This window comes from Pelodictyon clathratiforme, from assembly GCF_982375515.1.
Map to the genome: position 1 here is coordinate 2,855,251 of NZ_OZ455102.1, position 13,897 is coordinate 2,869,147.

Here is a 13,897-nt window from a genome sequence, read left to right on the forward strand (position 1 = left end):
CAGAGCCACTTTTTTTCCTCTTACCGGGGCAATAACTGATGCAGAATTGAATAAAAATAATGTTTGTCGCGTACTCTCTGAAGTGACTATATTCGGACGAAGGGATTGCATAAATATCGCGTCTTATTTATTGACTTAACTATCAATTATATAAGCAATTGTGATATTTTTTGCACCCTTTTTTTATTGCTTTGATGAATAACTCAGGTCAGGATCACTTTTCCTGTACTTGATCATAAAAGTGTCTGGGCAATCAACGAATAACAGATGCATCCGGTTTGACGTATCCAGTGTGGTCTTGCAACGCATTCATGACCACCTGTTTCAGAAAAGACTTTTTCTCCGCTCCAGGGTAACCGAACAGAGAGCAGTGGCGCGCAGATCATTTTTACTAATAATAACGTTCAGGTAGTCATTATGGCAGTTGTCCGGCGTCGCTTGTTTCAGACACCCTGGGAGTTCAGGGAATCCGTTTTGTTTACGGCGTCTGCACTTGTTGCAGGCTTTTTTATTGAATTTGCCACATCCGGCCGAGGCTTGGTACTGCCTCGGCTGCCTGTCAACGCCATAGCCCTGTCTCTCTTCGCAGCTCTCATATTGAGCATCGGCCTTGGTTTCAGGAATTCGCCCATTGTGAAATGGTTCGGAAGCATTCCTCTCGGACTCTCCCTTATTTTTGCGATTGCTCTTCTTTCGATGATCGGGGGCATTGTTCCACAAGATGCCGTTTCCTCTGGCTCATTGGCCGCCCGGTCAGGGTTCAACCATATTTTTTCAAGCTGGCCGTTTGCATTGACCATCATCCTCTTTCTTGCCAACCTCGGCCTCTCGCTTTCATGGAAGCTTGTGCCGTTCAGCATGAAAAATATCCAGTTTATCCTCTTTCATGCGGGCTTCTGGATAGCCCTTTCATGCGGCATTTTCGGCAGTTCTGACCTCCAGCGTCTTATTATCCCTGTTGAAGAGGGTAAAGCAGGAAACCTCGGCTATACCATGGGGAGCAATACTCCGCAGCAACTCCCGTTTTCTGTTTTCCTTCATGACTTTTCCCTTGAAGAGTATCCTCCCCAACTGCTGCTCTATGATCCGCACAACGACAAGCTCCTGATGAACAAGTCACAGGCAGTTATTGAAGTCCGGAAGGGTGCAACCGCCTCATGGGAGGGACTCGACGTTCTTGTGCTCGACTACATTCCCTTTGCGCTTCCCGGGGAGAAGGGCATTCCTCAGCCAGCAGAGATCTCAACCGGTATTCCTTATGCAAAAATCAGGATCAGCGCCGCTTCCGTTCAGCAGGAAACCTGGATCAGCACCGGAAGCCCGATCCTGAGACCAGACGCTGCCACATTGGGAAACCTCTTTCTTATCATGGTACCAGGCACACCAAAATCATTCCGCTCAGCCGTTACCGTTCAGGACAGTCAGGGCCATGAATTGATGTCAAATCTTGAAGTAAACAAACCTGTAAAATTTATGGACTGGAAACTCTACCAGATGGGGTATGATGAAAAAGCGGGACGCTGGTCAAAGCTGAGCCTGGTCGAAGTAATCCGTGACCCATGGTTACCGGCTGTTTATCTTGGCTTTTTTATGATTATGGCAGGGAATATTCTGTTTTTCTGGAATGGCATTAAACGAACAGAGAGCGCATCATGATAATCAACTTTAACACTGCAGCAATAGCGGCAATTGCCTGCTGGGCTCTTGGCTCCCTGCTGAGCCTTCTGGCCCGCCGTACTCCAGCCCTGAAAATTCCGGCATTTATCATCTCTTTTTCAGGAGCGCTGGTCATGGTGGCTTTTATTGCCTTTTACTGGTCGCTCCTCGACCGTCCACCACTCCGAACCCTTGGCGAAACGCGTCTTTGGTATGCGGCGCTCATTCCTCTTGTCGGCTTTCTGGTCGAGTACCGCTGGAAGATTGAGTGGCTGAAATACTACTGCATGGGACTTGCGACATTTTTTCTTGTCATCAACATGCTCCATCCCGAAGTCTTTGATAAAACCCTGATGCCCGCACTGCAGAGCCCCTGGTTTATTCCGCATGTCATTGTCTATCTGGTCGGCTATGTACTGCTTGCCGCATCTTCAGTTACCGCGCTTCATAACGTCTCTCTCCAGATACGACACAAAGAGAATACGAACGGTGAATCCGTCTCGCACTATCTGGCTCTGCTTGGTTTTGTGCTGCTCTCCTTCGGCCTGATTTTTGGTGCTCTTTGGGCAAAAGAGGCATGGGGCCATTACTGGACCTGGGATCCAAAAGAGACCTGGGCATTCCTCTCCTGGCTGGCCTATCTCGGTTATCTTCACGCCTTCAGCTACAAGATTGACCGCAGCAAGCTGCAATGGTATCTCGCACTTTCGTTTGTCGTGCTTCTGGTCTGCTGGTTCGGCGTCAACTATCTACCATCCTCACAAAACAGCGTCCACACCTACACGCAAAGCTGACACTCTGTACGGCACTGCATCCCCGATGCAGTGCCGTACAGTTAACATCAATATTTGTGAGGGAATCTGTGAACAAGGAGTAAATCCCAACTGATCGGGAAAGAGACGGGCGGGCCATACTTTAAGAATTCACCCAATTTTCTATCTGTAAGGCCGGGACTTTGATAAACTCCTTAACATTATTGGTGACAAGAATCAATCCTTCACTTCTGGCATGGGCAGCAATATGAACATCATTAACGCCGATTGGCTCCCCTGATTTTGCAAGAGAGGCCCTTATCGATCCATAATGCTGTGATGCTTTGGCACCGTAAGACAACACTTCCAATCTGCTGCAGAAATCTTCAATCACTGACAGGTTTTGACTGACATTGCTGCTCTTTTCAGCTCCATATAATAGTTCCGACAAGGTAATCGCAGAGATGGCCATTCGATCTGCGTTTTCATTAAAAACATGAAGTACCTCGATTGGACGGCGCTTCATCGTATAAATCACGATATTGGTATCCAAAAGATATCGCAGCATCAGAATGACTCCCGCTCAGGTTGCTCCTGTTGGTCACGTTCTTCCATAAAATCATCAGTAACCTTGGGAGCGTCCAAAAAAAAGCTCTCCCAGCTCTTTCCAACCGGGGAAATTATCCGTTCATTACCTCTTGCGCGGACATTTACTTTTTTAACGCTCTCCGGCAGACGCAGCTCGGCGGGCAATCTGACCGCTTGAGAACGATTATTAATAAAGACAGTGCTGATGGTCATGATACTCTCCTGAAATAATGGATACATCAGTTGTATATAGCAAATAAAAACAAAGCGAACAAGGACATATGACTTCACTTTCCGATGCAGAACTGCTCAAAGATGAGATTCACGATCTCTTCGCTGACCACTTTTCCGGTGATTTCTCCGACATAGTCGAGGGCTGAACGAAGCTCGAAGGCTATGAGTTCCGTTTCGGCCTGACGGGTGATCAGTTCCTGCGCGTTTGCGAGGGCATCGGATGCGTTGCGGAGCGCCTCATAGTGACGCAGGCTGGTCACCAGAACACTCGCTTCATGAAGCTTGTCAAGCCCTTCCACCATCGTGCTCATCAGGCGCTTGAGAGCCTCAAGCCCTTCTCCCTTGGCGGCAGAAAGTGCACACACTTCGCAGCCGGTCGCCGCACGGAGTTTTTGCAGCCGCTCTTCGCTCCCGGTTGCAAGGTCAATTTTGTTGGCCGCAACAATCATACGGGCATTGCTGTTACGCTCAAGAAGATCTCGGATCAGGGGAACTTCATCAAGGTAGCTCTCAAGGCTGATATCAAGGAGATAGACAAGAAGATCGGCTTCAGAAATTTTTTTGAAACTGCGCCGGATACCTTCATGCTCAACCTCCTCCCCTCCTTCGCGCAACCCGGCCGTATCGGTCAGGCGAAACATGGTTTTTTCATAGAGAAAGCACTCTTCGATATAGTCGCGGGTCGTGCCCGGCATATGGCTCACAATGGAGCGCTCTTCGCCGAGCAGCACATTGAGCAGGGTTGACTTGCCAGCATTCGGCAAGCCCGCAATCACCGTTGCAACCCCCTCTTTCAACAGTCTGCCATGCTGATAGGAATCCACAAGACGGTGCAGCTCTTCCTGTAACCCGGCAAGCTCTTCCTGAAGTTGCGTGCGACTTTGGAACTCAACATCCTCCTCGCTGAAATCAAGTTCGAGCTCCAGAAGGGCACATGAGCGCAAAAGCAGCTCCCGCATGGCGTCGAGCCTCAGGGAGAGGGTTCCCTGCATCTGGGTCACTGCGGTACGGAATGCGGATTCTGTTCGGGCATGAATCATCTCGCCAATCGCCTCAGCCTGCAGAAGATCAATCCGCCCGTTCAGAAATGCCCGCCGGGTAAACTCACCCGGCTCTGCCAGCCTGCACCCCTCATCAAGCAGCACTTTAAGGATATGCTGAACAACAACAGGGCCGCCATGACAGGTGAACTCAACCATATCCTCCATAGTAAAGGAGTTTGGTGAACGAAACACCAAGGCAACCACTTCGTCAATGAGCCCTTCGCTGTCATGCACCGTACCAAAATGGGCCCGAAACCCTTTCGATGCAGTAAAGCGAAAGTTCGGGTTGTTTTTTTTGCGAAACACCTTCTGGGCGATATCAAAAACCCCCTCGCCGCTGATACGCAGCACCGCGAGAGCGCCAACGCCAACCGGTGTGGCAATGGCGGCAACAGGAGCTTCCTGCCGGGGCAAGATGATGGGCATCGTCATGACTTTCAGAAAAATAAATTATATGCTATTGTGCAAGGGACATTGAACACTCTCCCTGAAGTATACAGAAATAGCGGCAAGAAAGCGTAACTTCAGCCAGAGTTGAAAAGCAAAACTGAGAAAATAGCATGACGCAATGGCTGAAAAAACAGCGACAGAAGAGTTGAAAGCCGACATTGTCGCGCAGAGAGAACGAACCCTTGCAGAGCAGTTCGAACGAGCCCTGAGTCTTGTCAAGGTACTGCGTCAGGAGTGCCCCTGGGATCGAAAGCAGACTCCGGAGTCGCTGGCCCACCTGTTGCTCGAAGAGAGCTACGAACTGATCCACGCCATCGACCAGCAGGATGAAACCGAACTGAAAAAAGAGTGTGGCGACCTTTTTCTCCATCTCTCTTTTCAGGTTCTCCTCGGAGAAGAGCGGGGAACCTTCTCCTTTGCCGATGTTTTTGAAGCGCTCTGCCACAAGCTCATCAGCCGTCACCCGCACGTCTTTGGTGATGTCATAGCCGAAACCGAACTGGAGGTGCTGCAAAACTGGGAGAACCTCAAGCTCAAGGAGGGACGCCAGAGCCTGCTTGACGGAGTACCGAACGCCATGTCGGAGCTTCTGCGCGCCTATCGTGTACAGAAAAAGGTTGCGGGAGTTGGTTTCGACTGGCCCAGTGACGAGGGTGTGCTCGATAAACTTGCCGAAGAGCTCAGGGAGCTGAAAGAGGCTGCCACCAAAGAGGAGCAGGAGGAGGAGTTCGGCGACCTGCTTTTCACCCTTGTCAACTACAGTCGCTTTCTTGGAGCAAACCCTGAAGATGCTCTCCGCAAAGCCACAAACAAGTTTATGGGCCGCTTCCGCCATATTGAAGAACAGGTCCAGGCATCAGACCGCAACTGGCAGGAGTACACACCGGAAGAGCTCGACAGACTATGGAGAGCTGCAAAAGAAAAGTAGATGCTACTCACCCTCAAGAAACTCCCCTGCAGCTTGATAATATGCTTCATTGACGCGGTGACCACCGGTAAAGCTGCAGGCAACAAACGCAATCCCCCCTTCCTGCAACCGTGCAACATCCCGTTCATACCGCTCCTGCGAATAGAGCTGATCGCGGGTACCACGGGCAAGATGCACCCGTCCCATACGCCCACTTACGGCAAGTTCCGGAGGAATGTCACCGCCAAGGAGCAGGATGCGCTCTGCCGGGTAACGGCCAAGCAGGGCTGCACGGCAAGCCATGCCGGTACCTTGTGAAAAGCCATGAAAGCAGAGGCGGTCGTTCACATCGTGGAGCGCCCTGATACGCTCGATAACCGCATCGACATAGCGCACATTCTCTTCAATATGCTGCTCGCGATCACAACTGGTCATCCAGCTTGCGCCGGGATTGCCTGCCGCAGTATAGAGGGAGTGGAGCGCTTCGATGGAACAGCAAAACCAGCGATCTGAGCCAGGAATTGCACACAGCAGACGAAACTCATCTTCAGCAGTCTGGCCGTAACCATGAAAGCCCGCAAGAAGCGGAGCCGTACCTGGATCAGCGGGCAAACGGAGAAGATACTTCCCGCTCACCGATGTTTCTATGGTATGTACCTGCAAAACATTCTCCCGAAACCAGTTACCCATTGAACTGGAACGGAGATGCTCCCTGCCGCACTGCACGGCAGAGGCATCATCCCGATTCCCGCGTTACGACTCCAGAATCTTCATAATACCCCGAAGCGGTATGGAGGCCCAGTCAGGACGATTGTTGAGCTCATAATTGAGTTCGTAGACCGCCTTGTTCATCAAATAGGCCCGCATCAGATGTTCACGCTGCTTCGGATCTGCCGGAACAATATTACTGCCTCCGGTCTTTGCAAAATAGCTGTCGAGAAAGTACTGGCCAGCATAGAAACTCCAGCGGTCAGCCCAAGGCTCAAGGGCAAGCCGCTCTTCCGGACGGAAGAGGGTGTTGTCCTGCTGCAGCACATTAAAGGCCGCATAGTCGAAGGAGCGCAACATGCCTGAAATATCACGGAAAACCGAACGTTTGATTTTCCGTTCGGAGAGGGGCCGGGCAGGCTCTCCCTCAAAATCGATAATCACAAAATCCTTGCCGGTAAAGAGTACCTGGCCAAGATGAAAATCGCCGTGAATCCTGATTTTGAGTGTATCGATTTTCTCTATCCTGATGGGATCAAACTGCTGCAAAATCTGTTTCTGCCTCTGCACAAAAAGAGATGCAAGCTGCTGCTGCTCCGGAGCCATCTGATGCATGATTTCACGGATAAGAAGAACCGCCCGCTTCACCTGTTCGCACATCGCCTGGTAGATAGAACGCTGATAGAGTGTAGTAAAAGCCTCTGGCGCAAATGCCGGATCGCTGTCGAGCGAAGCAAGGGAGAGGTGCATTTCAGCAGTCCGTTCTGCAAGCTTTTCAAGCATGCCAAGATAGGCTTCACCAATCAGTTCATGCATGATTTCGGGAAGCTGCACGGGATCACCACTGAGTTTCGGCAACGCAGGCAATACCATGCCGGAGTTGATTTTTGCAAGGATATCATCATAATAGCGTTTCACCTGACTAAGCGAAAGCTGCCAGGCATCCCCTTCGTTTTTCACAAAATGCTGCAAAATACCGAGAGAATAGCCGTTGGTGCGACTCTGCTCATAGTTCAGTGAACCAAGATAGCCCGGCAGGTTTTTGAACGAAGTATGCTCACTCAGCGCACGGCACATCTCCACTTCGGGAGAGATTCCGATTTCAATGCGGCGATAGAGCTTCAGGCAGAGATCATTATTGAAGCGAATTGAGGTATTCGATTGTTCGACACCCATCAGGAGGGGCTCATGCTCCATTCCCTCTTCCGCAACAGCATCCATCTTCATGGACTTCATTCCGGAAACAGTGCCCTCTTTACCCTGCCAACTCTCCTTGCCGGTAACAAGCTGATAGAGATGGTTCAGGAAACGCCCATCAAAGGTGGCGTCGCACAGATAACCCTCTTCATCGCCAATAACGACCCTTGCAATAACGCGCTTGTAGAAATTATCATCCTGGAGAGAAACCAGGGAAAGCGGAGAAAAGCATACCGGGAGTTGATAGCGTTCATTCTCACCACTTGAATAGCGCACTTCCGTAACCAGCAACTTGGCTTTTGCCATTCCCGCCACAGGAATGGTATCGACGATGGAGATACGCATGATATGACGCACCTTGCCGCCAAACCAGCGGCTTACCTTGAAGTACTGGGGCAGAATCTCTGTTTCAAGCCGTTCGCGGCTTTTGCCGGTAAAGAGGCTTTGCCAGCGAGAGGGTGTCGCAAAAGGTTTGTCGAGGTATGGACGACCATCCGTATTTTCGGTATCCTTGACCAACTGCAACCAGAAATATCCATAGGATCCCAGGGCCACCATGTAGGGAATTTTCCTGATTTTCGGAAAACGGTTCATGCTGAACACCTCTTCAGGGATATAGCCGTCAAAGCGGGATAGATCAATCATCACCGCCTGGGCATTTCTTGAGAGGTTGATCACACTAAGCATGGTTTCATCCTCGAACTGACGAATAAAAATCAGCACTTTGGGGTTGCTCACCTGCAGGAACTCAATGGTACCACGGCTGAGCGATTTGTAGCGATGAGCAGTTGATATGGTATGGCGCATCCACCAGAGCAGGGAGTTGACATTGCTCTCCTGCACCTCTACGTTGACCGCCTCATAATGATATTCCGGATCGATGATGACCGGGAGCTGCAGCCGCTGGGGATTGGCACGCGAAAACCCTGCATTACGGTCAGAGTTCCACTGCATGGGTGTACGTACTCCATCTCGATCACCAAGATAAAAGTTATCGCCCATGCCAATTTCGTCACCGTAGTAGAGTACCGGAGTTCCGGGCAGTGAGAGCAGCATGATGTTCATCAGTTCAATCTTGCGGCGATCATTGGCCATGAGCGGTGCAAGACGGCGGCGGATACCAAGATTGATACGGGCCTTGGGATCGTTGGCATAGACCCTGCGCATGTAGTCGCGCTCCTCGTCAGTAACCATTTCAAGCGTCAGCTCATCATGATTGCGAAGGAACGAAGCCCACTGGCAGATCTCCGGAATTTCCGGTGTCTGTTCCAGAATATCGAGAATGGGAAAACGATCTTCGGTAGCAAGCGCCATATACATGCGCGGCATCAGGGGAAAGTGGAAGTTCATGTGACAGAGGTCACCGGTACCAAAATAGGCTGCAGAATCTTCAGGCCACTGGTTGGCTTCGGCAAGCAGCATCCGGTTGGGATAGTGCTCATCCACATAGGAGCGCAACGCCCTCAGATACTCATAAGTCCTCGGTAAATTTTCGCAGTTACTCCCCTCCTCTTCATAGAGATAGGGAACAGCATCAAGGCGGAGACCATCAACGCCCATGCCAAGCCAGAAATCAAGCACACCGAGCAGAGCCTTGTGTACTTCGGGGTTTTCAAAGTTCAGGTCGGGCTGGTGATGGTAGAAGCGATGCCAGAAATATTGCCCGGCAACCGGATCCCATGTCCAGTTTGAAGCCTCGAAGTCCTGGAAAATAATCCGGGCTTCAGAATATTTGCTGGAATCGTCACTCCAGACATAGAAGTTTCTCTCTGGAGAGCCTGCCGGAGCCTTCCGGGCACGCTGGAACCAGGCATGTTGGTCGGAAGTGTGGTTCACGACCAGCTCGGTAATCACCTTTATACCAAGAGAGTGTGCCTCTTCAATAAACTCCCGGAAATCTTCCATCGTCCCGTAATCGGGATTGACACTCATATAATCGGCAATATCGTAACCATCATCTCGTAAAGGCGATGGATAAAAGGGAAGCAGCCAGATGGCAGTAACACCGAGACTTTGCAGGTAACCAAGCTTCTGGCGCAGTCCCTGAAAATCTCCAACACCATCATTGTTGCTGTCATAGAACGTCTTGACATGCGCCTCATAAATAATGGCGTCTTTGTACCAGAGCGGTTCGGGTTGATACATGTTAGAATTCGTTATAAGTAGAAAGTGACTGAATGTTAAAACTCATGTTATCAGGAAAGGGTCACCCTGAAAATGTGCGCTGGCATGATCCATGGATTCATCTCCACGAAGTTCCATTCGCCATTCCAGTTGTATTGATTACCGTTGAGCAGATCCTCAACCATGAAGGGGTGCTGATGCGAAAGTCCGAAAAGTTCGAGAGGGAACCTGAGCCACCCTGACTGCGTACCGGACTGATCAAGATTGACCACCACAAGAACAATATTGCTGCCATCCGCCGACCGCTTCACATAGGCCATCAACTGTTCATGTTCATGACCCGGAGAATCTTCAACATGAACAAAGGTAATGTCAGAAGTCTGCTGAAGGGCAGGATTCTCTTTCCGTATCCGGTTGATGCGGGTAATCTCGGCGCGGATATTGCCCGGGCGATCGAGATCCCACGCTTTGATCTCATATTTTTCGGAATCAAGATACTCCTCCTTGCCTTCGCCAACCGGCCGATTTTCGCAGAGTTCATAAGCCGGGCCATACATGCCATAGTTTGACGAAAGTGTTGAGGCCAAAACCAGGCGGATAATAAACTTCTCCCGTCCGCCTCGCTGGAACTCTTCGTGCAGGATATCGGGCGTGTTCGGCCAGAAATTCGCCCGCATGAAATGTTTCAGTGGCGCTGAGGTCAGTTCACTCACATATGCCTGCAGCTCCTGTTTTGTGTTACGCCAGGTAAAGTAACTGTATGACTGACTATAGCCAATTTTAGCCAGCCGAGCCATCAGTTTTGGGCGGGTAAAGGCCTCTGCCAGAAAAACGGTATCAGGATGCTCCTCCCTGATTGAGGAAATTACCCACTCCCAGAAAGGAAAGGCCTTGGTATGGGGATTGTCAACACGAAAAATTTTGACACCCTTGTCGATCCAGAAAAGAAAGATGCTTTTCAGCTCAATCCAGAGGTTCTGCCAGTCAGCAGACTCAAAATTGATGGGAAGGATATCCTCATATCGTTTGGGAGGATTTTCGGCGAACTGCACTGTCCCGTCCGGACGCCAGGTAAACCACTGCGGATGCTCTTTGACGTAAGGATGATCAGGCGAACATTGAAAAGCAATATCAAGCGCCACAGAAATGCCGAGCTTCTCAGCCTCCGTCACAAATGCTGTAAATTCTTCAAGCGTACCAAGTTCCGGATGAACGGCCTTGTGGCCTCCATCCTTATTGCCAATTGCCCAGCAACTGCCCGGCTCATGGGGTGCGGCAACAAGGGCATTATTCTTGCCCTTCCGCTTCGTGTAGCCTATCGGATGAACAGGAGGAAGATAGATAACATCGAATCCCATTCCGGCTATCATCGGCAATTGCCGACAACAGTCATTGAATGTACCGTGCCGGCCTGGCTCTGAACCCCATGAACGGGGAAAAAGCTCATACCACGCACTGCATCCAGCCTTTTTCTGCTCCACGGTCAAGCCGAGTATGTTATCATAGAAAGAGGCATACGCCTTGTCGGGATGACGCTCCATGAGCCGGGCAAGTTCTGCATCAAGCGCCGCTATGGCTGCCTCCTCCTTATCTTCTGAACGGAGGCAGGATGCAATAAACCTGAGCATGGCGGCATCGACCGCTTCAGCCCGTTCAGCTCCCTTCTCCACCAGAAGAGCGCCGATCTGCAGGTCGAGCGACACATCCTGACCAGCCTCAATTTTTTTCGCCAATCCCTTTTTCCATGTCTGGAAGTGATCAACTTTAGCCAGAACGCTATACTGGTAATAGCCAGGAGTTCCTGCAAGAAAGGAACCTTTCCATCGATCGTTACCTTGCGGCTCCATAGGAGATAACGTCCACCCCGCACTGCCTGGGGGTCGGAAGCAGATCTCTGCCGTGATGGTATCTGCACCATCAACAAAGATATCTGCCTCAACAAAAAGCCGATCACCCTCCACAACTTTCGCCGGATACTTGCCCCCGTCGATTTCAGGTGAAACATTTTCTATAACAACTCTCTGACGACCGTCACAGGGTTGATTGCTGTAAGAGGGACGCGCCCGTTGGAATGCATTATTCATCTTCAGAATCTCAGGATTAATGGCCGGAGGTATACCGGTACAGACTGGAAAATAGGAAAACTCCTTTACTTTATTGCGTAGATACTCTTCTAATTTCAACGATAGCATCAAATAGCCCGACAGAAACAACCTCTTTGATTTCTGCTGAAAAAAATTGTTCATTGTGAACATCTGTTATCCTCTCAAAACTCAACTCTACCGAGCAATTATGTTTGAACCACAAAAAGAAAGACTGCAGGAGATTCATCGTCGCCTCGAACAGTTACGGGGGTATCTTTGACGTCGATGAGCGCAAAGAAAAAATCGAGGATCTTGAAAAAATTTCCTTCGATCCAGCCTTCTGGAACGACCAGAAAGCAGCAAACAAGGTACTCAAAGAGCTGAACGAACATAAATCATGGACAGACGCGTATGAAAAAATCATTCTGAAGGCGCGCTCCTGTCAGGATGAGTTCGACATTGCCATAGAACTTGACGATGAATCCTTCGGCGAAGAGCTGACTGCACTCATTGCGTCAATCGAGCATGATATTTCAGCCATTGAGTTCAAAAACATGCTTTCGGGAAAGGATGATGCTGGCAACGCCATGATCACGATTCATGCCGGAGCTGGAGGAACCGAGGCACAGGACTGGGCTGAAATGCTCTACCGCATGTACATGCGCTGGGCTGAACGCAAGGGATTCAAAATCTATACCGACGACTACCAGGAGGGTGACGGGGCAGGAATAAAAACCGCAACGCTCGAAATCGAGGGCCCTTATGCCTATGGTTATCTGAAAGCTGAAAACGGCGTTCACCGACTGGTGCGTGTCTCGCCGTTCGACTCGAATGCCCGGCGCCACACCTCTTTTGCCAGTGTCTTCACCTACCCCGAAGCGCCACCCGATGTTGAAATCGACGTCCGCAAAGAGGATCTTGAACTTTCAACGTTCCGCAGCGGCGGCAAGGGCGGCCAGAACGTCAACAAGGTGGAGACAGCCGTACGCATCAAGCACCTCCCGACGGGTATCGTCGTGGGTTGCCAGGAAGAACGTTCACAGTTCCAGAACAGGGAACGCGCCATGAAAATGCTGATGGCTCAACTCTACCAGCGACAGCGCGATGAAGAGGATGCCAGAAAACGGGAGATCGAAGGTAAAAAGAAAAAAATTGAGTGGGGAAGCCAGATCCGGAGCTATGTTCTCGATGACCGGCGCATCAAAGATCACCGCACCAACTACGAACGATTTGATGTAGAAACCGTGCTTGATGGAGATCTCGACGAGTTCATGGAAAAATACCTCTCCGAATTCGGTGACTGATGGCAAACCCTGACAACGGCCATCCTGTCCGGTTCGGCATCATTACCGACATCCACTTCTCAACCGGGAACGAAACTGCGGCAGCACACCTCGCTGCCGCAGATCTTCGCAACTGCATAGAGGGATGGAAAAGAAAAAAGATCGGTTTGCTGCTGCAGCTTGGTGACTTGATCCAGGGCAGCGAAGCTCACAAGCAGGAAGAGTTCCTGCAAGTACACTCCATCCTCAAAACTTTTCCGGGCGCCATCCGCCATGTCATCGGCAATCATTGCCTGGCCCTGCCTCGCGAGGAACTGATGGCAGCTCTCGGACTGCACAGAGCCTTTTACTCATTTACCCTGCAGGAGTTTCGTTTTATTGTGCTTGACGGCATGGATATTTCAGTGCTCCGCCAACCTGAAACGCCGCAAGAGCGCCAGATCCTTGCCTCTTTTTTAGCCTCTCCTGAACTGCACGACTATTGCGGAGCTGTGGGAATCAAGCAGAAGAGGTGGCTGCAAAGAGAGCTTCAAGTGGCGGAGGATTCCAATGAAAAGGTGATCATCATCTGCCACTTCCCGCTGCTTCCTGAGACGACCGACCAGAAACATGGGCTTCTGTGGAACCACCGGGAAATTTCAGAACTTCTTCTCTCTTCTGCCGCCGTCAAGGCCTGCCTCAGCGGCCATTATCACTATGGAGCTTATGCGCTGCTGAACGGTATCCACTTTATCGTGCTGCCAGCCTTCGTTAACCGCACCGCACACCCCCGCTTCGCCTGCGGTACGGTAGAATTGAAGAGCAAACAGATCGTGATACAAAATCAGCTTGACGAAACGCTCTATGATCTCCCGCTTCGCCATTGAGAATA

General features: G+C 50.6%; 11 protein-coding genes. 5 read left to right on the top strand and 6 right to left on the bottom strand.

Features of this window, described 5'->3' with window-relative positions; translation table 11 throughout:
* Window positions 1–417 precede the first annotated feature (417 nt).
* Window positions 418–1,656 carry a cytochrome c biogenesis ResB family protein gene (locus AC56AD_RS13990; RefSeq protein ID WP_012509394.1) on the top strand — a complete coding sequence of 413 codons (1,239 nt, stop codon included), beginning with the start codon at window positions 418–420 and terminating at the stop codon, window positions 1,654–1,656.
* The gene (locus AC56AD_RS13995) at window positions 1,653–2,450 is read left to right on the top strand and encodes a cytochrome c biogenesis protein (RefSeq protein ID WP_012509395.1); all 798 of its coding nucleotides are present in this window, start codon (window positions 1,653–1,655) and stop codon (window positions 2,448–2,450) included. The genes AC56AD_RS13990 and AC56AD_RS13995 overlap by 4 nt, the downstream gene beginning before the upstream one ends.
* A gap of 121 nt (window positions 2,451–2,571) precedes the next feature.
* On the opposite strand, the gene vapC is transcribed toward AC56AD_RS13995, so the two are convergent.
* The 3 genes from vapC to mnmE form a co-directional block, all read right to left on the bottom strand.
* On the bottom strand, window positions 2,572–2,961 hold the full coding sequence (gene vapC, locus AC56AD_RS14000) for a type II toxin-antitoxin system tRNA(fMet)-specific endonuclease VapC (RefSeq protein ID WP_499052178.1): 390 nt from the start codon (window positions 2,959–2,961) through the stop codon (window positions 2,572–2,574).
* A 14-nt stretch (window positions 2,962–2,975) separates the two neighbouring features.
* The gene (gene vapB / locus AC56AD_RS14005; protein WP_012509397.1) at window positions 2,976–3,209 is read right to left on the bottom strand and encodes a type II toxin-antitoxin system VapB family antitoxin; all 234 of its coding nucleotides are present in this window, start codon (window positions 3,207–3,209) and stop codon (window positions 2,976–2,978) included.
* Window positions 3,210–3,283: 74 nt separating this feature from the next.
* Complete coding sequence (mnmE, locus tag AC56AD_RS14010; protein WP_012509398.1) at window positions 3,284–4,705, bottom strand: tRNA uridine-5-carboxymethylaminomethyl(34) synthesis GTPase MnmE; 1,422 nt, start codon at window positions 4,703–4,705, stop codon at window positions 3,284–3,286.
* Between the two features lie 136 nt (window positions 4,706–4,841).
* Here mnmE and mazG point away from each other — a divergent pair, with 136 nt between their 5' ends.
* Complete coding sequence (gene mazG, locus AC56AD_RS14015) at window positions 4,842–5,651, top strand: nucleoside triphosphate pyrophosphohydrolase (protein WP_012509399.1); 810 nt, start codon at window positions 4,842–4,844, stop codon at window positions 5,649–5,651.
* Between the two features lie 3 nt (window positions 5,652–5,654).
* On the opposite strand, the gene AC56AD_RS14020 is transcribed toward mazG, so the two are convergent.
* The 3 genes from AC56AD_RS14020 to AC56AD_RS14030 all read right to left on the bottom strand — a co-directional run bounded on the left by AC56AD_RS14020 (window position 5,655) and on the right by AC56AD_RS14030 (window position 11,743).
* Window positions 5,655–6,320, bottom strand: coding sequence for an alpha/beta hydrolase (locus tag AC56AD_RS14020; RefSeq protein WP_012509400.1), 666 nt, complete (start codon window positions 6,318–6,320; stop codon window positions 5,655–5,657).
* Between the two features lie 63 nt (window positions 6,321–6,383).
* A complete protein-coding gene (gene treS / locus AC56AD_RS14025; protein ID WP_012509401.1) occupies window positions 6,384–9,680 on the bottom strand; it encodes a maltose alpha-D-glucosyltransferase in 3,297 nt (1,098 codons plus the stop codon).
* 50 nt (window positions 9,681–9,730) lie between these two features.
* A complete protein-coding gene (locus AC56AD_RS14030; protein ID WP_012509402.1) occupies window positions 9,731–11,743 on the bottom strand; it encodes an alpha-1,4-glucan--maltose-1-phosphate maltosyltransferase in 2,013 nt (670 codons plus the stop codon).
* Window positions 11,744–11,951: 208 nt separating this feature from the next.
* Between AC56AD_RS14030 and prfB the strand changes: the two genes are divergently transcribed.
* Both prfB and AC56AD_RS14040 read left to right on the top strand, forming a co-directional pair.
* Window positions 11,952–13,047, top strand: a protein-coding gene (gene prfB, locus AC56AD_RS14035) for a peptide chain release factor 2 (protein WP_223293935.1) whose coding sequence is annotated in 2 segments (ribosomal slippage) — window positions 11,952–12,020 and window positions 12,022–13,047 — 1,095 coding nt in all. Because the reading frame shifts where the segments join, the coding sequence is not laid out codon by codon here.
* Entirely contained in the window at window positions 13,047–13,892 is an 846-nt protein-coding gene (locus AC56AD_RS14040; protein WP_012509404.1) for a metallophosphoesterase, read from the top strand. Before prfB ends, AC56AD_RS14040 begins: the two co-directional genes overlap by 1 nt.
* The last annotated feature ends 5 nt before the right edge of the window (window positions 13,893–13,897 follow it).

What these genes read in the sequence shown, in the direction of transcription:
- AC56AD_RS13995 (WP_012509395.1), top strand. Translation starts at nt 1,653, where the DNA reads ATGATAATCAACTTTAACACTGCAGCAATAGCGGCAATTGCCTGCTGG.
- vapB (WP_012509397.1), bottom strand. Translation starts at nt 3,209, where the DNA reads ATGACCATCAGCACTGTCTTTATTAATAATCGTTCTCAAGCGGTCAGA.
- treS (WP_012509401.1), bottom strand. Translation starts at nt 9,680, where the DNA reads ATGTATCAACCCGAACCGCTCTGGTACAAAGACGCCATTATTTATGAG.
- AC56AD_RS14020 (WP_012509400.1), bottom strand. Translation starts at nt 6,320, where the DNA reads ATGGGTAACTGGTTTCGGGAGAATGTTTTGCAGGTACATACCATAGAA.
- mnmE (WP_012509398.1), bottom strand. Translation starts at nt 4,705, where the DNA reads ATGACGATGCCCATCATCTTGCCCCGGCAGGAAGCTCCTGTTGCCGCC.
- mazG (WP_012509399.1), top strand. Translation starts at nt 4,842, where the DNA reads ATGGCTGAAAAAACAGCGACAGAAGAGTTGAAAGCCGACATTGTCGCG.
- AC56AD_RS13990 (WP_012509394.1), top strand. Translation starts at nt 418, where the DNA reads ATGGCAGTTGTCCGGCGTCGCTTGTTTCAGACACCCTGGGAGTTCAGG.
- AC56AD_RS14040 (WP_012509404.1), top strand. Translation starts at nt 13,047, where the DNA reads ATGGCAAACCCTGACAACGGCCATCCTGTCCGGTTCGGCATCATTACC.
- AC56AD_RS14030 (WP_012509402.1), bottom strand. Translation starts at nt 11,743, where the DNA reads ATGAATAATGCATTCCAACGGGCGCGTCCCTCTTACAGCAATCAACCC.